This is a genomic window from Dysgonomonas sp. 25 (assembly GCF_010501075.1).
Classification (GTDB): domain Bacteria; phylum Bacteroidota; class Bacteroidia; order Bacteroidales; family Dysgonomonadaceae; genus Dysgonomonas.
Genome location: NZ_QVMN01000003.1, coordinates 88,590 through 107,277, shown reverse-complemented (window position 1 = coordinate 107,277; position 18,688 = coordinate 88,590). Strand labels below are relative to the sequence as shown.

21 protein-coding genes are annotated in these 18,688 nt (G+C 43.8%); 17 read left to right on the top strand and 4 right to left on the bottom strand.

Translation table 11 applies throughout. The annotated features are described in order from the left end of the window. The first annotated feature begins 11 nt into the window (after window positions 1–11). Genes D0T66_RS06110 through D0T66_RS06100 form a run of 3 tightly spaced genes read left to right on the top strand, consistent with a single transcriptional unit; the run spans window position 12 to window position 3,777 of the window. Window positions 12–1,268, top strand: coding sequence for an ABC transporter permease (locus tag D0T66_RS06110; RefSeq protein WP_163356372.1), 1,257 nt, complete (start codon window positions 12–14; stop codon window positions 1,266–1,268). 37 nt (window positions 1,269–1,305) lie between these two features. Next, window positions 1,306–2,433 (top strand): efflux RND transporter periplasmic adaptor subunit, encoded by a 1,128-nt coding sequence (locus D0T66_RS06105; protein ID WP_163356371.1) that lies wholly within the window; start codon window positions 1,306–1,308, stop codon window positions 2,431–2,433. Window positions 2,434–2,439: 6 nt separating this feature from the next. Continuing rightward, on the top strand, window positions 2,440–3,777 hold the full coding sequence (locus D0T66_RS06100; protein WP_163356370.1) for a TolC family protein: 1,338 nt from the start codon (window positions 2,440–2,442) through the stop codon (window positions 3,775–3,777). Window positions 3,778–3,836: 59 nt separating this feature from the next. On the opposite strand, the gene D0T66_RS06095 is transcribed toward D0T66_RS06100, so the two are convergent. Beyond that, window positions 3,837–5,513, bottom strand: coding sequence for a putative transporter (locus D0T66_RS06095; RefSeq protein ID WP_163356369.1), 1,677 nt, complete (start codon window positions 5,511–5,513; stop codon window positions 3,837–3,839). A 283-nt stretch (window positions 5,514–5,796) separates the two neighbouring features. On the opposite strand from D0T66_RS06095, the gene D0T66_RS06090 reads away from it, so the two are divergent. Beyond that, window positions 5,797–6,294, top strand: coding sequence for a surface-adhesin E family protein (locus D0T66_RS06090; protein WP_221412180.1), 498 nt, complete (start codon window positions 5,797–5,799; stop codon window positions 6,292–6,294). A gap of 58 nt (window positions 6,295–6,352) precedes the next feature. Here the strand turns inward: D0T66_RS06090 and D0T66_RS06085 are convergent, their stop codons facing one another. Next, window positions 6,353–7,543: a glycoside hydrolase family 172 protein gene (locus D0T66_RS06085; RefSeq protein WP_163356368.1), complete on the bottom strand. Its 1,191-nt coding sequence runs from the start codon at window positions 7,541–7,543 to the stop codon at window positions 6,353–6,355. A gap of 26 nt (window positions 7,544–7,569) precedes the next feature. Next, a complete protein-coding gene (locus D0T66_RS06080) occupies window positions 7,570–7,944 on the bottom strand; it encodes a YccF domain-containing protein (RefSeq protein WP_163356367.1) in 375 nt (124 codons plus the stop codon). Window positions 7,945–8,028: 84 nt separating this feature from the next. Here D0T66_RS06080 and D0T66_RS06075 point away from each other — a divergent pair, with 84 nt between their 5' ends. Beyond that, window positions 8,029–8,403 carry a hypothetical protein gene (locus tag D0T66_RS06075; protein WP_163356366.1) on the top strand — a complete coding sequence of 125 codons (375 nt, stop codon included), beginning with the start codon at window positions 8,029–8,031 and terminating at the stop codon, window positions 8,401–8,403. A gap of 38 nt (window positions 8,404–8,441) precedes the next feature. On the opposite strand, the gene D0T66_RS06070 is transcribed toward D0T66_RS06075, so the two are convergent. After that, on the bottom strand, window positions 8,442–9,413 hold the full coding sequence (locus D0T66_RS06070) for a hypothetical protein (RefSeq protein ID WP_163356365.1): 972 nt from the start codon (window positions 9,411–9,413) through the stop codon (window positions 8,442–8,444). Window positions 9,414–9,811: 398 nt separating this feature from the next. Here D0T66_RS06070 and D0T66_RS06065 point away from each other — a divergent pair, with 398 nt between their 5' ends. The 12 genes from D0T66_RS06065 (at window position 9,812) to argC (ending at window position 18,687) form a co-directional block, all read left to right on the top strand. Then, complete coding sequence (locus tag D0T66_RS06065; protein ID WP_163356364.1) at window positions 9,812–10,426, top strand: OmpH family outer membrane protein; 615 nt, start codon at window positions 9,812–9,814, stop codon at window positions 10,424–10,426. Between the two features lie 134 nt (window positions 10,427–10,560). After that, the gene (kdsA, locus tag D0T66_RS06060; RefSeq protein WP_163356363.1) at window positions 10,561–11,355 is read left to right on the top strand and encodes a 3-deoxy-8-phosphooctulonate synthase; all 795 of its coding nucleotides are present in this window, start codon (window positions 10,561–10,563) and stop codon (window positions 11,353–11,355) included. Between the two features lies 1 nt (window position 11,356). Further along, a complete protein-coding gene (locus tag D0T66_RS06055) occupies window positions 11,357–12,073 on the top strand; it encodes a 2-phosphosulfolactate phosphatase (protein WP_163356362.1) in 717 nt (238 codons plus the stop codon). Continuing rightward, window positions 12,066–12,431 carry a YraN family protein gene (locus D0T66_RS06050; protein ID WP_163356361.1) on the top strand — a complete coding sequence of 122 codons (366 nt, stop codon included), beginning with the start codon at window positions 12,066–12,068 and terminating at the stop codon, window positions 12,429–12,431. The genes D0T66_RS06055 and D0T66_RS06050 overlap by 8 nt, the downstream gene beginning before the upstream one ends. A gap of 11 nt (window positions 12,432–12,442) precedes the next feature. Beyond that, a complete protein-coding gene (locus D0T66_RS06045) occupies window positions 12,443–12,805 on the top strand; it encodes an MmcQ/YjbR family DNA-binding protein (protein WP_163356360.1) in 363 nt (120 codons plus the stop codon). 4 nt (window positions 12,806–12,809) lie between these two features. Then, on the top strand, window positions 12,810–13,547 hold the full coding sequence (locus D0T66_RS06040) for a biotin--[acetyl-CoA-carboxylase] ligase (protein ID WP_163356359.1): 738 nt from the start codon (window positions 12,810–12,812) through the stop codon (window positions 13,545–13,547). A gap of 22 nt (window positions 13,548–13,569) precedes the next feature. Further along, entirely contained in the window at window positions 13,570–14,757 is a 1,188-nt protein-coding gene (locus D0T66_RS06035) for a lipopolysaccharide assembly protein LapB (protein ID WP_163356358.1), read from the top strand. A gap of 113 nt (window positions 14,758–14,870) precedes the next feature. Continuing rightward, window positions 14,871–15,323, top strand: a complete 453-nt coding sequence (argR, locus tag D0T66_RS06030; protein WP_163356357.1) for an arginine repressor — start codon at window positions 14,871–14,873, stop codon at window positions 15,321–15,323. Between the two features lie 53 nt (window positions 15,324–15,376). Then, window positions 15,377–15,994: a GNAT family N-acetyltransferase gene (locus tag D0T66_RS06025; protein WP_163356663.1), complete on the top strand. Its 618-nt coding sequence runs from the start codon at window positions 15,377–15,379 to the stop codon at window positions 15,992–15,994. Beyond that, window positions 15,991–17,190 carry an argininosuccinate synthase gene (locus tag D0T66_RS06020; protein ID WP_163356356.1) on the top strand — a complete coding sequence of 400 codons (1,200 nt, stop codon included), beginning with the start codon at window positions 15,991–15,993 and terminating at the stop codon, window positions 17,188–17,190. Before D0T66_RS06025 ends, D0T66_RS06020 begins: the two co-directional genes overlap by 4 nt. A 67-nt stretch (window positions 17,191–17,257) precedes the next feature. Further along, window positions 17,258–17,632 carry a GxxExxY protein gene (locus D0T66_RS06015; RefSeq protein WP_163356355.1) on the top strand — a complete coding sequence of 125 codons (375 nt, stop codon included), beginning with the start codon at window positions 17,258–17,260 and terminating at the stop codon, window positions 17,630–17,632. An 83-nt stretch (window positions 17,633–17,715) separates the two neighbouring features. After that, entirely contained in the window at window positions 17,716–18,687 is a 972-nt protein-coding gene (gene argC / locus D0T66_RS06010) for an N-acetyl-gamma-glutamyl-phosphate reductase (protein WP_163356354.1), read from the top strand. Window position 18,688: the final 1 nt, after the last annotated feature.

Below are 18,688 nucleotides of genomic sequence, written 5' to 3'. Positions count from 1 at the left end.
AGAAAAAACGGATGTTTGATTTAGATTATTGGGAAGAGATATGGAGTACGATTACGCGCAACAAAGTGCGTAGTATCCTGACCGGTTTCGGTGTATTCCTCGGCATATTCATGCTTATCCTGTTACTCGGGATAGGAAACGCCTTCAAAGGGGGTATGATGAAAATTGTGCAAGGGGTAGCTCCTAATTCATGTTATTTCTATACCGACCGCACCAGCGAAGCCTTCAAAGGATTCCGCAAAGGGCGCTATTGGAATATGAACAATCAGGACCTTGTTTTATTGAAAGAGAAAGCCAAAACGGTAGAACACATATCTCCGATGCTTTTTGGTGCGCGTTCGGATAAGAACATGGTGCGCGGAAGAAAATCAGGTACATATGGCATGATGGGCGTCTATCCGGCTAACTTTATCGTACAAATTCCTGAAATCATTTATGGGCGCGTTATCAACGAGATGGACGTGAAAGAAAACCGAAAGGTCTGCGTCATCGGTAAAGATGTTTACGAATCGCTGTTCGAAATAGGAGAAAACCCTATCGGCAGCTATATACGGGCAAACGGGATTTATTTTCAGGTTGTGGGGGTTGTCAATTCAACATCCGAAATAGCCATCGGAGGAAAGGTCGAACGTACGGTTTATATCCCGTTCTCTACCATGCAAAAAGCCTTCAACCAAGGAGATGCAGTCCACTTCCTGGCCGTTACGGCTAAACCGGGATATCCGGCAGCAGTGGTCGAGCAGGAAGTAAAAGAAATTATAAAGGCCAACCACAGCATAGCCCCGACAGACGAAAAGGCAATGGGTAGCTTCAATGCCGAAATGATATTCAATATATTTCAGGCAATCTTTTTGGGAGTGAACATTATCGCCATATTCGTAGGGGGAGGCTCGCTACTCTCGGGGATAATAGGTATCTGTAATATTATGCTGGTAACCGTTCGCGAACGTACCCGCGAAATTGGTATCAGGCGCGCATTGGGCGCTAAGCCGATGACCATTGTCAAGCAGATACTCAGTGAGAGTGCTTTGTTGACAGCTGTTTCGGGGATTGCCGGATTGCTGACGAGTGTTACCATACTCATCGTCATCCGCTATCTGATGGAGAATGCTCTTATAGAAATACCGCTGTTTGTTCCGCCTTTGGTATCATTCGCCACAGCATTACTGGCAATGATTGTACTGATTTTTTCCGGAATACTTTCCGGTATATTACCTGCATTCAGAGCGTTGCGCATAAAAGCGATAGATGCTATTAGAGAAGAATAATAAAATTAAAAACAATATATAATAATTTGAATGTAATATGAAAAAGTTTCTGGGAATAGGATGTCTTAGTTTATTAGGGATTTTCTTGATAGGGATGCTTGTCTTCCTTTTCATCAAATCCATGCCTAAAGAAGTGGTATATGAAATAGTAACGGTCGAAAAAGGCAGTATCGAGAATACATCGGTTGCCACGGGAAAAGTTTCTCCGCGCGACGAAATCCTTATCAAACCACAAATCTCCGGCATTATCGACAAAGTGCTGAAAGAGGCCGGTGACTACATCCAGCAGGGAGAGGTGATAGCAACCGTGAAGGTAGTACCCGAACTATCGAACCTCAACTCGGCCGAATCGCGTGTGAAAGTGGCGCAGATAAACCTCAACCAAGTGAAAGCGGAATATAGCCGCCAAAAGCAACTCTTCGAAAGAGGTGTTATCGCCCGCGACGAGATGGAAAAATCCGAAGCCGACTACAAGAAGGCGGAAGAAGAGCTGAACAATGCCAACGAAAGCCTCGACATCGTCAAGACAGGTATTTCTAAAAGTACGGCTAAGTATAGTAATACGCAGATTCGCTCCACCATCACAGGTATGATACTCGATGTGCCTATCAAAGAAGGTAACTCGGTAATCATGGCCAATAACTTCAACGATGGTACGACTATCGCAACCGTAGCGAACATGAACGATATGATTTTCATCGGTAATATCGACGAAACCGAAGTCGGGCGCATACACACAGGCATGCCGATGAAGCTGTCGATAGGGGCTATCGAAAATCAAAAATTCGATGCCAACCTCGAATATATCGCCCCTAAGGGGACAGAAGAAAACGGAGCTATCCTCTTCGAGATAAAAGCAGCTGCCCGCATTCCCGACAGCGTATTGGTACGCGCAGGATATAGCGCCAACGCCGAGATTGTTCTGGCGAAGGTAGACAGCGTATTGGTTGTCCCTGAAAGTACCGTATCATTCAGCAACGACTCGTCATTCGTGCACGTACTGAAAGATGAAAAAGCTACGCCTCAGGAGTTTGAGAAGAAATATATCAAAGTCGGCTTATCTGACGGAATCAAGGTCGAAATCAAAGAAGGTTTAGCCAAAGGCGACAAAGTCAGAGGCAACGAACAAACAGATAAACCACAGACGCCAAACCCTCAAAATTAATCTAAGATGAAGAGATTAGTCATTATAACCACTTTACTCGCTTTGTCGATCGGCATATATGCGCAAAAGCAATGGACATTGCGCCAGTGCATAGACTATGCAATCGAAAACAATATCGAGATTAAGCAACAAGAATTACAAGTCAAGAACTCCGAATTGAACTTGAGTACCAGTAAGAACAGCCGCCTACCTAACCTGAATGCCGACGCCAGTGCCGGAGTGAATTTCGGGCAATATGTAGACAAAAGTACCAATAGCGCCATCACATCCAACGCATCGGGTGCATCGCTCAGCATTTCTACATCCATTCCCATATTCACAGGATTCAGTATCCCCAACCAGATAAAACGGGACAAACTCGAATTGCAAGCGGCAACCGAAGGATTGAAAAAGGCGAAAGAAAACCTCGAATTGCAGGTAACGTCTTATTTCCTCGAAGTGTTGTTCAAAAAAGAGATACTAAAAGTATATCAGGATCAGGTAGAATTGTCAAAGAAACAGGTTCTTAAAACGGAAGACTTAGTTGAAGCCGGCAAAGTACCGAAATCACAATTATACGACATCAAGGCGGAACTGGCTAAACATGAATTGAATGTAACAACGGCGCAGAATAATTACGATTTGAATGTATTAAACTTATCGCAGCTCTTGAACCTCGAAACGGATAAAGGTTTCAGCATAGTCGAACCTTCGTCGATCAATGGTGACGTTTTAGCCGAAAATATGAGTAGCATCATTCCGCCCGATCAGATTTACCAATCGGCTATCGAAATCAAACCGCATGTAAAAGAAGCTCAATATTTAGTCGAAAGTAAGAAGAAATCGTTGAAAATGGCGCAGGCCAATTATTACCCGACATTGAGTTTCAGTGCCCGATACGGAACAAGCGTACAACGCCTGTACGGGTCGATGAACCGTGACTTCTCAGACCAGTTCAAAGACAACGGTTCGGAATATATTGGTGTTTCGTTGAGTATTCCGATATTCAACCGTTTCCAGACGCGCAATCGCGTGCGTGCCGCAAGGCTCGACATCAGTAACCAGCAACTACAATTGGATAACGTAAAACTGGCACTCTACAAAGAGATACAACAAGCCTATCAGAGTGCAACAGCCGCACAGGCGGAATACATATCTACGGAAAAAGCATACGAGGCCGCTAAGGAATCTTTCAATTATGCCGACGACCGCTACTCGATAGGTAAGTCTACCGTATTCGAATACAGCGAAGCTCAAACCAAACTATTTTCGAGCAAGTCGGAGCAGATACAGGCGAAATACGAATTCCTGTTCCGCGCTAAGATTCTCGACTTCTATCGTGGTATAGAAATAGACATCCGATAAGAAACTTTTCAGATTATTATATACCGAAGACCGGCCTTGCGAGGCTGGTCTTCTCTCTTTTACAGAAAGACGAGAAGCAATACCTGTGTGAGGATGATACGGGCAAACATGGCTACGGGGTAAACTGTTGCATAAGCTGCGGCAGGCTCGTCGCCATCTACGGTGGAATTGGCATAGTCCAGCGCCATAGGGTTAGCCATGCTTCCGCTCAGCATGCCGCAGGTCTTTTCGTAGCTGACACCCATTATTTTGATAGCAACAAAGCCAACAAGGGCGACAGGCAGTATAGTCAATATAGCTCCCACACCCACCCAAAGAGCCCCCTCGGGACGGAAAACCGTATCGAAGAAATCTCCTCCGGCACTGATGCCCAGACAGGCTAAATAGACGACAATACCAAACTGGCGCATAAAAAGGTTTGTACTTTGCGTTGCATACGTCGTCACATGGAAGCGAGGACCGTATGCCCCCATCAATATCCCGATAATGATAGGCCCGCCTGCAATACCCAGTTTCACGGGGATACTCAATCCCGGGAAAGGCAAAGGAATAGCACCCAGTACCAACCCCAATGCTATACCCACAAAGATGGCTATCAGGTTCGGCTTTTGAAGGCGTTTGATTTCGTCGCCCAATATCTTGGCTACAGCATTTATGGCGCCGGTCTCTCCTACTACAGTCAGCCGGTCTCCTATCTGCAACGTCAAATCGGGGGATGGATAAAGGTCGAATCCTGCACGGTTGATACGGGTTATGTTGATATTATAGGTGTTCCGCAGGCGTAATGTGCCGAGTTTGACACCATTGATTTTGCTCTTGGTCACAATAATCCGGCGCGAAACCAACTGGCTGTTATCGATATGGTTCCAGTCGATATCTTCCTTGTTCCAGTCTACGTTTTCCTGCTCGCCCAATAATAGTTTGATGGAATCGGTATCCGACTTTATAGAGATAATCAGTAAATGGTCGTGCAGCTGCAACTGTGTAGTGGAAATGGGGATAGTGACTTTGCCATCTCTCCAAAGTCTCGATATAACAAACTTCTTGGGCGATTGCTTCATCAGCTCGCCGACTGTCAGTCCGTCTACTGCAGGATTGACAATCAGAAATTCGCTGACGTAGGTTTCCGTATCCTTCTTCTGGTGCGAGACATCGGAATCCTCTTTTGGCCCCCAGAAAACACGCATCACAGCAACTGCCAGAATAACACCGACTACACCCATCGGATATGCCACAGCACATGCCGATGCCATGCCCGAAAGAACGGAAGAATCTTCGGTAGCGATTTGCGTCATTGCTTCCTGTGCCGCCCCAAGTACGGGTGTATTGGTAGTCGCTCCCGAAAGGATACCTATCAGGTTGGGCAAGGAAATATCGGTCGCATAACTGAATATAATTGTCAGGATGAAGGAGGTCAGTATCAACCCGAAGGATAGCATATTCAGCCTGAATCCACCTTTTTTCAGCGAGGAGAAAAAGCTCGGCCCGACTTGCAATCCGAGTGCATAGACAAAGAGTACGAGCGAGGCATTCTGGGCGTATTGCAACATATCTTTGTTCATATCGAGGTCGAAATGCCCGACAATAATCCCAACGAAAAAGACAAAGGTAATACCCAGCGAAATGTTGAATATCTTAATCTTGCCCAATTGCAGCCCTATAGCACTGACAACGGACAAAACAATAACCGCCTGAATGCTCGACGGTAAAAGGAGCGTCTCTGTTAACCAATTCATACCTTTCGGCTTAAATTTATGCTACAAAATTCGGGCGTCAAAGGTATCTCCTTAATTCCTCAAAACCAAACCTTTTAACGTAAAAGTGAAGATATTGCCTTTTCCGAACAAGACAGCATTGCAAAACGTTTCCCCTTAATAGCTGATAATAATAGCCGAAGATTCGGTATATTTGTAGAATATAGGATACGCCTCGGCAATTTCAGGCAAGCTTGATTGCACTCGGCTTTCACTATATTTGAATGATATCAGAAATAAGAATAGAACTAAAACAAACAACACTATGACGTACAGAATATTCGCTTTATCTTTTCTTTCGGCCGTTTTACTTTTGATTTCGGGCTGTAGTACACAAAAGCAGCTGACAGGCTCTGTCAATCCTGACAACTGGGTTCTGATGGCAACTGCCGACGATGTAGACATACTGGTAGATACCACTTCCATCCGCCGCGAAGGGGCAACAATCTTTGCCATCGAGAAACGGGTATACCTGACTTCCGAAAGGAAGTTGCGGGAAATAGACAAAATCCGAAAGGAATATACCAAAATGGGCAAGCCGGAAAAAGCCAACAGATGGAACGACCTCAGCTATAGTATCCATTATAGCGAATACGATTGCGTAAACAGCCGTTTGCGGGTATTGTGGGTCGAAGATTATGATTCCACCGGCAAGCGTATCGTGCGTACAACTCCCGCCAAAGGCAAGGAAAGATGGGTGAACGTAGGCGAAGAAACGGTAGGCGACTATACCTTCTTCTACATCTGCGATTTCGGGAATTAGTATAATAAAAGCTCCACAATAATGCGGAGCTTTTTCTATTATAAAGAGAGTATTTCGATTATCTTTCATCACCCCATAATGTAGGGCTGTTTCCCATATTCTTACGCCATTCGTGGCGCCACCTGTGGATATCTTCCACACTGATCAGCTTTTTCAATTTGCGTTGCTCTTTCGATGGTGCAGAAGGTAGCTTACAAGCTTCGGACTGATACCAATAGGCTACTGTAGCCAAATCCAAGGTCAGGTTGTTTTCGTGCCCCGATTCTACGGTGGCTTTCAGGCTGGTTTCGAAATATACGGGATCGTTGATAAAGAAACGGTATACGTGTGTCCGCCCCAGCCATCCTACATCATTGTTTACGCGCGGATAGCCGAAATAAGGATGATAAAATTCCTCCTTCGGGCACCACGAAGTATTGAAGAAGTCTTCAGTCCCCGTTCCAATCAGCGATGGGGTTGTTTCGCCGTCTATAAACCACATATCGTCGCCTTCGCCATACCACATAGGAGTAGGACAATGCACATAATAGTTGATGCCAACAAAGTGTCCTTTACCTTTTATATCAGCAAACACATAGTTGCGCGCGCCGCTTTTGTTTTCGCCCTGCGCACCCGTTACCGCCCATTCGTTTTCGCCTTGCGGCAAAGCTTCGGTCAGATTGTGATTGTACCATGCGTGGAAGCGCCCCAAACCGGCAGGTAACTTCTTGGTTTCGTAATAGTCGACATAAAAGTAGAAACATTCTATCCTATGCTCCGATTGATTCTCTATCTCTATCTTCGTACCTTTGGCAAAAGGCATCAGGAAGTAAGACGACAATCCTGTACCTTTGGCCGGCCCGGCGGAAAGAGGGAGGGACGCGAAGTTATATTGCTCGTTCCATCCCTGACCGAAGAATGGCCCGATAGGAGATTCGACAGACGGATATTCATTGCCGTCCCAATACATCCGTATTATGATGTCGTTACGGTTCAGGCGATCCGGCCCCGGAGACATGGTTATCCAGATATGGTTTATCATACCTGTTCCTTCTATCTCGGCGATTGTCCGTTTCTCGCCTATCTCGATATTAGTGAGGTGATCGCGGTTGTTGCCCGAACGGTCGTAACTGCTGATGCGGCGGTTGCGCATTCCGTTCTGCATCTTGACTAATTCATACATTTGCCCCGGAGGGTTTTGTGCATAATCCGGGATAAAACAGAATAGCCCGAGAAGTAGTAATAGTGTGCTTTTCAGGAAGGTTTTCATAGCGTTTCAGTTTTATGGTATATTAATTAAGTTATCGTCTTGCCAAACGGGAACAAGGCCAAGCGGATCATCTTGAAGTGCTGCTTGCCAAACGGGATTCCGATGATGGTAATGCAAAATATGATTCCCCAGAAGAGATGTGTAAGCGCTATCCAGAATCCGCCAATTATTATCCATATAATGTTCATGACGACATTGAGCAATCCTAACGGCAGTGGCTTATTATACTTCTCCACTTTCTGCCCGAAAGGCCACAGAGCCAGCACGCCCAGCTTTATACACTGAATACCAAAAGGTATACCTACAATTGTCAGCATCAATGTCAGTCCAGCAAGGAAATACTCGATAGCAATCATCACCCCTCCGAAAATGAACCAAATTATGTTCCCGATAGTCTTCATAATATTCTTTTTGATTGGTACTTGCTACAAAGTAAAGAATTTATCTGTAACTTGCAGCCGTTATTATGTATCTTATATCAGGTAATGAAGTATTATTTTCTAACAACTCTTCTAAGCCTTATTATTTTTGCAGCCTGCAAGCCCTATAACAGTACCGAGAAGAATAAGGAACTGTTGCAGGGAAAATGGCGTTTGAAAGAAATATCTTACTCTTCGCCGGGAATGGAGAAGCCGAAAGAATTGTCCGACGTCGTTTATCTTTCGTTCGTAGGCGATACGATTATCGAAGAGGTAAACGGGCAACTCCAGAGGAAAGACCTTTTCGAGGTGAAAAACTATAACCTGATATGGGTAGAAAAAGGCTCTTCTTTCGCTTTCCAGATCATGCTGCTCAACGATTCGGTCTTGTCCCTGAAATCGAAGAATACCTGGTTACTCGAAAAAGAAAAAGCAGCGTAATTACGCCGCTTATATAGGGATATTATATCGTACAAATCTTAATCTATCCTTTCGTAATAAGAGTATTGGCGTAGAATTGTAAATTTCGCTGTAGAAGAGAAAGTCACATCCTCCCGGTACCAGATAAATGAGTTCTCTTTTTGCTCCTGTATTCTCATAACTGTTTTCATCGGAACATTATTCGGACCAAGATAGTATAAGTGGACAACATCGTCAATCAAACGGTAATCACCTACAGCGCCTACATTCCCATTCGGGCCGACCTCTTCGAATTCCCGCGATGCTTTTCTAAACTCGTAAGTTGATCCGTTTGCTTCGGTGTATATATCTTCCAGATTGCTCCAACTTACCCCGTCGGTACTTCTCCGTTCCATCGTCTTCATGAGCACCCATTTGCCATTGATATAATCATTCTTTACGAATTCTTCTTTTTTGCCGGTCTTTATCAAACCGAATGTTTTATCTGGCTTGGTAACCGGTAATCTTCTGAAATATAAGTAGTCGGTAACATTATACAAGATCGACGTATTCGCTGTATCTTTCTTCGAGTATCTTTCCTTGCGGATCATAATGTTAGGCGTCAACTGATGGATAAACGCATATGTCGTTGTATCTTCTCCTGTTATAGGGCTTACAAATACGAACTTCAATGAGTCTTGTTTTTGTCCACCGTTCACAATTGAATAATATCCCGGTTCATCCAGACCGTCCTCACCTAAGGAGTTTTCCTCGGTATATCTTCCATTCGAAAGGAAATCTACAGTTGCCCCATCGTCGGAAGGCTCACGCATTTCTCTTGTGGTATTCACCTTCTTGCTCGTATAGAAAAGCTCCCATGTTCCTTCGATGTTTTCCTTCGATATAATAAGATCCTCTCCGATATCTGTCAGATCTGGGTTATCTCCGGGCAAAACGGTTCCGCCATTGTTAGGATTATCACTATTATTTGTACAACTTGAAAAAGCTATAAGAAAGGAAGTGAGTAGAATTATTAATGAATATTTTTTCATAATTAAAATTACAAGCTCTTTAGTTTGTGAAATTTATGTAATGTATTTCTTACAAAGATACGCAAATTTCATTACAAATCCGAAGACTTTCGGCAACATTAACAATAACGTTATTTTTTTATCTTTATTTTATATAGATTTGTAAAAGGTTTTATCTATATTCGAAATGTCTAAAAAGCAGAAACGTAATAAATGGGAAATTATTTTTCAGAAAAAAGAAGATGACAGCGTCTTATCTACGCATTTTCACATCTTTTAAATATTTTGATATAGATTCTATTTAACAATATACTATATCTTTGTATACATTTCAATTTACATACGACTTTTTGCTAATTAAAAATCAGAGAGCGAATTTGACTTGGAAACCAATTTGATATAAACCAAATTAAAAATAAATGAAGAACCTTACTTATGTTATCAATGGCGTGCTTGTAGTAGCCGTCATTATTCTCTTTGTGCTATTTTTTACTTCCAAAAACGGCGCTGACGGATCAGACCTCGGAGCTTCGGGTGCAAACGATTCCACAGCAGCCATTTTGCCTGTTGCCTATGTTACAGTCGATTCGCTTTTGCTAAACTACGATTTTGCGAAAGACGCAAATGACAAATTAATCAAGAGAATGACCAGTATCGAAGCTAATCTATCGAAAAAGCAAAAAGATATTGAGAACGCACAAGCCGAATTCAACCGGAAAGTGCAAAAAGGACTTTTCCTGACAGAAGAAAGAATGCAGCAGGAATATGCCCGCATAGCCAAGATGGCTACCGATTTCCAGGAAACATACCAACGCCAGCAAAACGAATTGGGAAAAGAGCAAGAGGAAACAACAATTCAGATATCCGATTCTATCAAAACCTGTATAGAAGAGTACAACAAAACAGCTAATTACGAATTTATCTTCCTGAATAACAGACACGACAACATCATCGTTGCAAAAGGAGGATATGATATAACGGACAAAATATTGACGATCCTGAATCAACGATATGCTGCCGTTCCGAAGAAATAAAGGACATATCAAAGAAGAAGAATAAACATACAAACACTTCCCTCACAGGGAGGTGTTTTTTGCTTCCGCAAACAAAGAAAAAGTCGTATCTTTGTACATAACAATAGCCAAAATAAACAAACTATATCCACATAATGAAAGTAACAGATCTCAAGACTGATAACTTCTTCCTCATGGCAGGCCCATGCGTGGTCGAAGGGGAAGAAATGGCACTGCGCATAGCCGATGAGCTGGTAAGAATGACATCGAAATTGAACATACCACTTATCTTCAAAGGCTCGTACCGCAAAGCAAACCGTTCGCGCGTAGATTCTTTCACCGGAATCGGCGACGAAAAAGCACTAAAGATATTGCAGAAAGTAGGACAAACGTTCGGCGTACCTACTGTGACCGATATACACGAGACAACCGAAGCGGCTATGGCTGCCGAATATGTCGACGTGCTCCAAATCCCCGCTTTCCTCTGCCGCCAGACGGATTTGTTGATTGCCGCCGGAGAAACAGGCAAGATTGTCAACATCAAGAAAGGGCAATTTCTGGCTCCTTCGGGAATGAAATTCGCTGCCCAGAAGGTAGTGGATTCGGGCAACGACAACGTGATGATAACCGATCGCGGAACATCTTTTGGCTACTCCGATCTCGTTGTTGACTTCCGTGGAATACCCGAAATGAAAGCGTTCGGATTCCCTGTTATTCTGGATGCAACCCATTGCCTGCAAAAGCCGAATCAGGCTTCGGGCGTTACGGGTGGACAACCGCAACTAATCGAAACCATGTGCAAGGCAGGTATCGCCACCGGCGTAGACGGCTTGTTTATGGAAACGCACTTCGATTGTGCCAATGCCCTATCGGATGGAGCGAACATGCTACCGCTCGATCAGATGGAAGGATTATTGACACGGCTTACCCGCTTAAAAGCAGCGTTGTAAGATGACAGTAGATGTTTGCTTCTCTCCCGCCCTCTATCCCTACTATGCAGGCGATGCGGACAAGGTGGTAGTTGTGACCGATATTTTCAGGGCTTCGACTACGATGTGCGCCGCACTGAATAATGGAGCGAGCTCGGTTATTCCGGTCGCCTCCATCGAAGAAGCGAAAGCATATAAGGAAAAAGGCTACTTGGTAGGAGCAGAACGGAATGTCAAGCGTTGCGATTTTGCCGATTTCGGAAATTCGCCTTTCGATTATACTCCCGAGAAGGTCGGAGAAAAAGATATAGTCTTCACCACGACCAACGGCACACAGGCCATAGAACAGGCAAAAGACGCTTCGGAACTGATAATCGGGGCCTTTGTAAATATCAGGGCTACGCTCGATTTCTGTCTGGAACAGGGTAAGGATGTTATCATCCTGTGTGCAGGGTGGAACAACCGCTTCAATATGGAAGATACCCTCTTTGGCGGAGCTTTAGCTGCCGTACTTAAATTTAAGGGCTGGCAGTCGGCGTCCGATGCTTCGCTTATTGCCATGCAGATGTGGCGCGAAGCTAAAAATGATATACGGAAATACGTCGGGCAATCGGAACACATCAAACGGCTGGAAAGTAATGGTCTGTTGAAAGATGCCGACTATTGCCTTACGCTGGATGCTATCGATATTGTGCCTGTGTATGACAAGGCAAATAAAAAGCTTGTCCCTTATGGCTAACCATAACGAACTGGGAAAGTTGGGCGAAGAGGCTGTTGCCAAGATGCTTCGAGAGCAAGGTTATACCATCATTGCCCGCAACTGGCACTACGAGAAGTACGAGATAGATATTATCGCCCGCCACGAAGAGTGGATAGTCTTTGTCGAGGTGAAAACCCGTACATCCGACCAGTGGGGCAATCCGGAAGAGGCCATATCAAAAGGCAAAATAAAGCGGATTGTCGAGGCGGCCGATTTTTACCTTCGGGATAATGATATCGATTCGCCTGCACGCTTCGATATAGCAGCCGTAACCCTCAACGGGAAAGGGCTGGACATCGAATACATCGAAGATGCCTTTTTGTCGCCTATTATGTAAGTCTTAATATCATGAATATCGAACAACTACGCGAATATTGCCTGCAAGTGAAAGGAGCTGCCGAATGTTTCCCTTTCGACGAAACGACCTTGGTTTTCAAGGTAATGGATAAGATGTTTGCCTATATCGGGCTGGAACCGAAAGACGGCGATTTTTTCGTCAACCTGAAATGTGATCCCGAAAGGGCGGTGGAGCTGCGCGAACAATACGAAGGTGTAAGGCCCGGCTATCATGCCAGCAAACTGATGTGGAATTCGGTCTATTTGCACAGCGATATTTCGGATAAGCTATTGAAGGAACTAATAGACCATTCGGTAGAAGAAGTCATCAAAAAGCTCCCCAAAAAGTACCAAGAGATATATAAGAACAGTTAACCCGATGCCTCAAATTATCCACCTCACGGAAACGGATTCGACCAATACCTACCTGAAAGAATTGGCTCTGAAAACACCTGTGGACGAAATGACTATCGTCCGCACCGATTATCAATCGGCAGGGAAAGGCCAACGGGGCAACGTATGGGAATCGGAGAGGGGGAAAAACTTACTGTTCAGCGTCTTATTACAACCCGGCTTCATACATGCCGATAAACAATTTATCCTTTCGCAGCTGGTATCATTAGCCATCAAAGACGTGTTGAGCGAGCACACCGACGGCATAACCATCAAATGGCCGAACGACATCTATTGGCAGGAAAAGAAGATATGCGGCATATTGGTGGAGAACAACCTCATCGGCAATAAAATTGAGCAATCGGTGATAGGTATCGGCATAAACATCAACCAGGAAACATTCGTAAGCGATGCCCCGAACCCCGTTTCGCTGCAACAAATTACCGGCAAAGAATACAATATCGAACATATCCTTTATGGAATAACAGATAAGATTGTACTCTATTATAATAACCTGAAAGACGGGAAGACAGCCGATATTATATCAGCTTACAAATCCGCCTTGTTCAGGCGCGAAGGCTATTATTGGTACGACGATGGCACACAGCCTTTCGAAGCAAGGATAGCCGATATCGAAGATACGGGTATCCTGCATCTCGAAACGAAAGATAAGCAAATACGAAAGTTTGCATTCAAAGAAGTAACCTATATTTCCAACAGTTAAAACACCTAACTAAACACACACAATGAAAACTAAAACGACAGCCTTATTACTATTTCTCTTTCTGCCTCTGTATCTATTTTCGCAGGGCAGCCTGTATGATGCGCGCGAATGGAAAACCCAAGGCGATGAGAAATATGAAATCATACAGGAGGAACTTGACAAAGAAATGATAGGAGGGAAAAGCGACTACGACAGAATGTATTCGGCGCTGAAAGAGGCTTATTATCTCTATGTCAAATCCGACCTGATGGCTCAGAACCTTGAGGATAACGATATGGGCAACAATATTCATGTGCAGGATGTTGCACAGAAATTGCAGAAGATACGCGCCTATTTTGCGAATGCAGGCGTATATTATAATGAGAAGCAAGAATATATCAAATCAGCAGAATATTTCGAAATATATGCAGACTATCCTTTTCTCAGAATATTTTCGGACGAACGGGTAGACTCATTGCAGACATCCGAAGTGGATGCTTATGCTTTGTATTATGCAGCCATTTGTGCCATACAGTCTAATGACAATAAAGAGATTACCCGCCTGCTCGAACGGGTAATTGCCGAACCATATGTACCGAACGAGATATATAAAGAAAGTGATCCTTACGAGCTTTTAGCTCTCAACTACCAAAACGCAGGTGACAAGGATGCTTATATGAATATACTGTATAAGGGAACATCCCGGTTCCCCGATAATTTATACCTTGCCTCTACGCTTATCAATGAGTATATGCTGGCAGAGAATTACGCCGATGCTATGAAGTTTTTGGATAACCTAATCGAACGGAATATAGGGAGCTCGGACGAATATATCACTGTCAAAGCAACTATTCTGGTACAAGAGAAAAAATATACAGAGGCTGAGAAGGAATATAAAAGAGCCTTGCAGATAAATAAGCAATGTTTACGGGCTTTGAATGGGCTGGGCGTCTTGTATGCCATCCAAGCACAGGAACTAAATGACACGGATAAAAACCAGTTGAAGAAAAAGGCACGAAAAAAGCTCAATAAAAAAATCATCGGCTTATATCAGAAGGCGCTTCCATACATGGAAGAAGCTTATGCCGTAGTCCAATCGAAAGACAATACTCCGGACATAAGAAGTGCTTTGTATAAATTGCAAAATGTCTATTTCAACATGACACAACTGGGGATAGATAAGCAAAAAGAATATGACCGCGTCACAGGCGAATTGGATACACTAAGGTAAGCGCAGACCTACCTTTCAACTAATTTAACCATAGGACCGAAAATTTCTGCTTAAAAAGATATGAATATGCAATTTTATGTATATTTTTGCATTTAAATCGTATATTTATACAAATGACAAAAAAATACAGACACGAAAAGATAAAGGAAATTATCAGGACGAACGAAGTGCACAATCAGGACGAACTGTTGTGCATGCTTACAAAAGCAGGGTTTGTATTGACTCAGGCAACCCTTTCGCGCGACATCAAAGAGCTGAAGATAATCAAGATTCCCGGAAAGAATGGTGATTACATTTATCAAATGACGGATAATATAGCCCACATGCAGGAAAAGACAAGTATCACTTCCTATGGCTTTGTCAGCATCGAATTCTCGGGACATCTGGCCGTTATCAAAACCCGCCCCGGATATGCTATGGGCATTGCCGCCGAAATAGATAATAAAGCAACCGATACGATTCTGGGGACAGTAGCAGGCGACGATACGATACTGGTTATACCGCGCGACAAAAAGAGCAAGCAGGAAGTCCTTCGTTCATTAGCTGCCTTTATCCCTATCAAGTAGGAAGGAATCATAAAAAAATGGAACTGACAACATTAGACACTATCAAGAATATCATGCCGCATACAACAACCAGTACTCCCGAGATAATAGTAAGGGTGGCAACCGACGATGATATTGTATTTGTACAAACGATACTCGATACCATCGAAGCGGCAGCCAAAGTGCGCGGCACAGGTATCGCCAAGCGTACACCGGACTATATCGAACTGAAAATGAAGGAAGGCAAAGCCATCATCGCTACGGTGGATGGCGAGTTTGCCGGATTCTGTTATATCGAGTCGTGGGGAAACAAACAATTTGTAGCCAATTCGGGGCTTATCGTTGTAGAAAAGTTCCGCGAACACGGCTTGGCAAAACGGATTAAGCGTACAGCCTTTGCGCTGGCACGTACGATGTTTCCCGATGCTAAAGTATTCGGTCTGACATCGGGTGCTGCCGTGATGAAGATAAATTCGGAACTGGGATACGTACCCGTAACCTTTGCGCAACTAACCGATGACGAGGCTTTCTGGCGCGGCTGTCAAGGATGTGTCAATTACGACATCCTGCAACGTACCGACCGCCGCTACTGTATTTGTACGGCTATGCTTTTCGATCCGGCTAAGCATAAGGAAAAGAAGGAAGTAAAAGAAATAATGAAAGAATTAAAGAAAAATATAAAGAAGAAATGAAAAAGAAAGTGGTTCTGGCATTCAGTGGGGGATTAGATACATCGTTTTGTGCCAAATATTTATCTGCCGATTTAGGCTACGAGGTGTATACGGCGATTGCCAACACCGGAGGCTTTTCGCCTGAAGAATTGAAGGTTATCGAAGAAAAAGCCTATAAACTTGGCGCGGTAAAGCATGTATCGCTGGATATTACACAGGAATATTACGAGAAGAGCATCAAGTATATGATTTTCGGCAATGTCCTGCGAAATGGAACATACCCTATCTCTGTAAGCTCGGAACGCATCTTTCAGGCGATAGCCATTATCAATTACGCCAAGGAAATCGGTGCCGACGCAGTAGCGCACGGTAGTACAGGCGCAGGAAACGACCAAGTCCGTTTCGACCTGACATTCGATGTGCTTGCTCCGGGCATCGAAATCATTACACCTACGCGCGATATGATTCTTACCCGCGAGTACGAAATCAACTACCTTAAAGAGCACGGCTACGAAGCCGACTTCTCCAAGATGGAATATTCTATCAATAAAGGACTTTGGGGAACGAGTATCGGCGGAAAGGAAACATTGAAATCGAATCAGACATTGCCCGAATCGGCTTATCCTTCCCAATTGACAAAGAACGGCCACGAGACATTGACTATCGAATTTGCAGAAGGAGAGATAGCCGCCGTTAACGGGGAGAAATATACAGACAAGGTTAAAGCAATTCAGAAGATAGAAGAAATAGCTTCGGCCTATGCCATCGGGCGCGATATGCATATCGGCGATACCATTATCGGCATCAAGGGGCGTGTAGGCTTCGAAGCGGCTGCCCCGTTGGTGATTATCAATGCGCACAAAATGCTCGAGAAGCATACGCTAAGCAAGTGGCAGCAATACTGGAAAGAGCAGGTCGGCAACTGGTATGGCATGTTCCTGCACGAGGCGCAATACCTCGAGCCTGTGATGCGCGACATCGAGGCGATGCTCGAAAGTTCGCAACACAATGTGACGGGTAAGATTATCGTAGAGTTGAAACCTTATCATTATACATTGGTAGGGGTAGAAAGCGATTTCGACCTGATGAAAGCGGACTTCGGCGAGTATGGAGAAATCAATAAGGCCTGGACGGCTGACGATGCTAAAGGTTTCACGAAAATCTATTCTATCCCGAACAAGATATACCATAACGTGCAAGAAAAGAATAAGAAATAATCTTTTTTAACCACGGAGTCGAACGGAGTTATCCACTGAGTTTCACAGAGTAAAAACAAACAAAAGGATGTTAATAGAAAAGGACTTAACTCAAAAAATATTGTCTTGTGCATATACTGTTCATAGCGAATTAGGTCCCGGACTACTCGAAAAAACATATGAGGAATGCCTGAGATACGAGCTTTTTCAATCGGGTTTATTTGTAGAGCAACAAAAAGAATTGCCATTGGTCTATAAAAATGTCTCTATTGATGCGGCCTATCGAATCGATTTATTGATTGAGAATAAGGTCATTATCGAACTAAAATCAGTGGAACAGCTAACAGATGTTCACACAGCTCAACTTCTGACATATTTGAAGTTATCTGATTGCAAAATTGGTTTTCTGATGAATTTCAATGTTCCTTCTTTGAAAAACGGGATTAAAAGATATATAGTATAATAGCGGTACACATTGAGTGAAAACTCCGTTTACTCTGTGACAGAACTCAGTGTAACTCCGTGTTTAAATATAATAGAACAAGAATGAAAATAAAAGCAGGAATTATAGGTGGAGCAGGTTATACGGCCGGAGAGTTGATACGATTGTTATTGATTCACCCGAAAGTAGAATTGGTATTCGTCAACAGTACCAGCAATGCCGGAAATAAACTCTACGACGTTCATGGTGGCTTATTGGGCGATACGGAGATGTCTTTTACCGACCAGTTGCCGTACGAGCAGATAGATGTACTTTTCTTTTGCACGCCACATGGCGATACGAAGAAGTTTCTGGAAGCAAACAATGTTCCCGATCACCTGAAAATTATCGACTTATCGACTGATTACCGTCACAAAACCAAAGGCAATAAATTCGTCTACGGCCTGCCGGAAATAAATAAGGAGGAGATAAAAAAAGCAAACTATATCGCTAATCCAGGCTGCTTTGCTACTGCTATTCAGTTGGCATTGTTGCCATTGGCTAACGCGGGATTATTGAACTCCGAAATACATGTAAACGGTATAACCGGCTCGACAGGTGCAGGCGTTAAGCCGAGCGCTACCGGGCATTTCAGCTGGCGCGAGAACAATATCTCTGTTTACAAGGCATTCGATCATCAGCATCTGAAAGAGATTGCTGAATCGTTGGTGCAATTGCAAGAGGATTTCGCGTCCGATATTAACTTCATTCCTGTTCGCGGGAACTTTACACGTGGCATATTCACCTCTGTATATGTCGATTATGACGGAACAGAAGAGGATGCCGCAAAACTCTACAACGATTTCTATGCCAATGCGCCTTTTACGGTGGTGACGGATAAAAATCCCGACCTGAAACAGGCTGTCAATACCAACAAATGTATTGTACATGTAGAGAAACACGGTAAGAAACTGCTTGTTCTGTCTTGCATAGATAACCTATTGAAAGGGGCATCCGGACAGGCTGTCCAGAATATGAACCTTATCTTCGGACTGGACGAAACGGAAGGTCTGAAGTTGAAAGCAAGCGCTTTTTAAA

Bases quoted from the DNA above. Each gene is read 5' to 3' on its own strand.
- D0T66_RS06100 (WP_163356370.1), top strand. From the start codon at position 2,440: ATGAAGAGATTAGTCATTATAACCACTTTACTCGCTTTGTCGATCGGC.
- D0T66_RS06090 (WP_221412180.1), top strand. From the start codon at position 5,797: ATGACGTACAGAATATTCGCTTTATCTTTTCTTTCGGCCGTTTTACTT.
- D0T66_RS06015 (WP_163356355.1), top strand. From the start codon at position 17,258: ATGTTAATAGAAAAGGACTTAACTCAAAAAATATTGTCTTGTGCATAT.
- kdsA (WP_163356363.1), top strand. From the start codon at position 10,561: ATGAAAGTAACAGATCTCAAGACTGATAACTTCTTCCTCATGGCAGGC.
- D0T66_RS06055 (WP_163356362.1), top strand. From the start codon at position 11,357: ATGACAGTAGATGTTTGCTTCTCTCCCGCCCTCTATCCCTACTATGCA.
- D0T66_RS06065 (WP_163356364.1), top strand. From the start codon at position 9,812: ATGAAGAACCTTACTTATGTTATCAATGGCGTGCTTGTAGTAGCCGTC.
- argR (WP_163356357.1), top strand. From the start codon at position 14,871: ATGACAAAAAAATACAGACACGAAAAGATAAAGGAAATTATCAGGACG.
- D0T66_RS06020 (WP_163356356.1), top strand. From the start codon at position 15,991: ATGAAAAAGAAAGTGGTTCTGGCATTCAGTGGGGGATTAGATACATCG.
- D0T66_RS06105 (WP_163356371.1), top strand. From the start codon at position 1,306: ATGAAAAAGTTTCTGGGAATAGGATGTCTTAGTTTATTAGGGATTTTC.
- D0T66_RS06025 (WP_163356663.1), top strand. From the start codon at position 15,377: ATGCCGCATACAACAACCAGTACTCCCGAGATAATAGTAAGGGTGGCA.
- D0T66_RS06070 (WP_163356365.1), bottom strand. From the start codon at position 9,413: ATGAAAAAATATTCATTAATAATTCTACTCACTTCCTTTCTTATAGCT.
- D0T66_RS06040 (WP_163356359.1), top strand. From the start codon at position 12,810: ATGCCTCAAATTATCCACCTCACGGAAACGGATTCGACCAATACCTAC.
- D0T66_RS06080 (WP_163356367.1), bottom strand. From the start codon at position 7,944: ATGAAGACTATCGGGAACATAATTTGGTTCATTTTCGGAGGGGTGATG.
- D0T66_RS06050 (WP_163356361.1), top strand. From the start codon at position 12,066: ATGGCTAACCATAACGAACTGGGAAAGTTGGGCGAAGAGGCTGTTGCC.
- D0T66_RS06075 (WP_163356366.1), top strand. From the start codon at position 8,029: ATGAAGTATTATTTTCTAACAACTCTTCTAAGCCTTATTATTTTTGCA.
- D0T66_RS06045 (WP_163356360.1), top strand. From the start codon at position 12,443: ATGAATATCGAACAACTACGCGAATATTGCCTGCAAGTGAAAGGAGCT.
- D0T66_RS06110 (WP_163356372.1), top strand. From the start codon at position 12: ATGTTTGATTTAGATTATTGGGAAGAGATATGGAGTACGATTACGCGC.
- argC (WP_163356354.1), top strand. From the start codon at position 17,716: ATGAAAATAAAAGCAGGAATTATAGGTGGAGCAGGTTATACGGCCGGA.
- D0T66_RS06035 (WP_163356358.1), top strand. From the start codon at position 13,570: ATGAAAACTAAAACGACAGCCTTATTACTATTTCTCTTTCTGCCTCTG.
- D0T66_RS06085 (WP_163356368.1), bottom strand. From the start codon at position 7,543: ATGAAAACCTTCCTGAAAAGCACACTATTACTACTTCTCGGGCTATTC.
- D0T66_RS06095 (WP_163356369.1), bottom strand. From the start codon at position 5,513: ATGAATTGGTTAACAGAGACGCTCCTTTTACCGTCGAGCATTCAGGCG.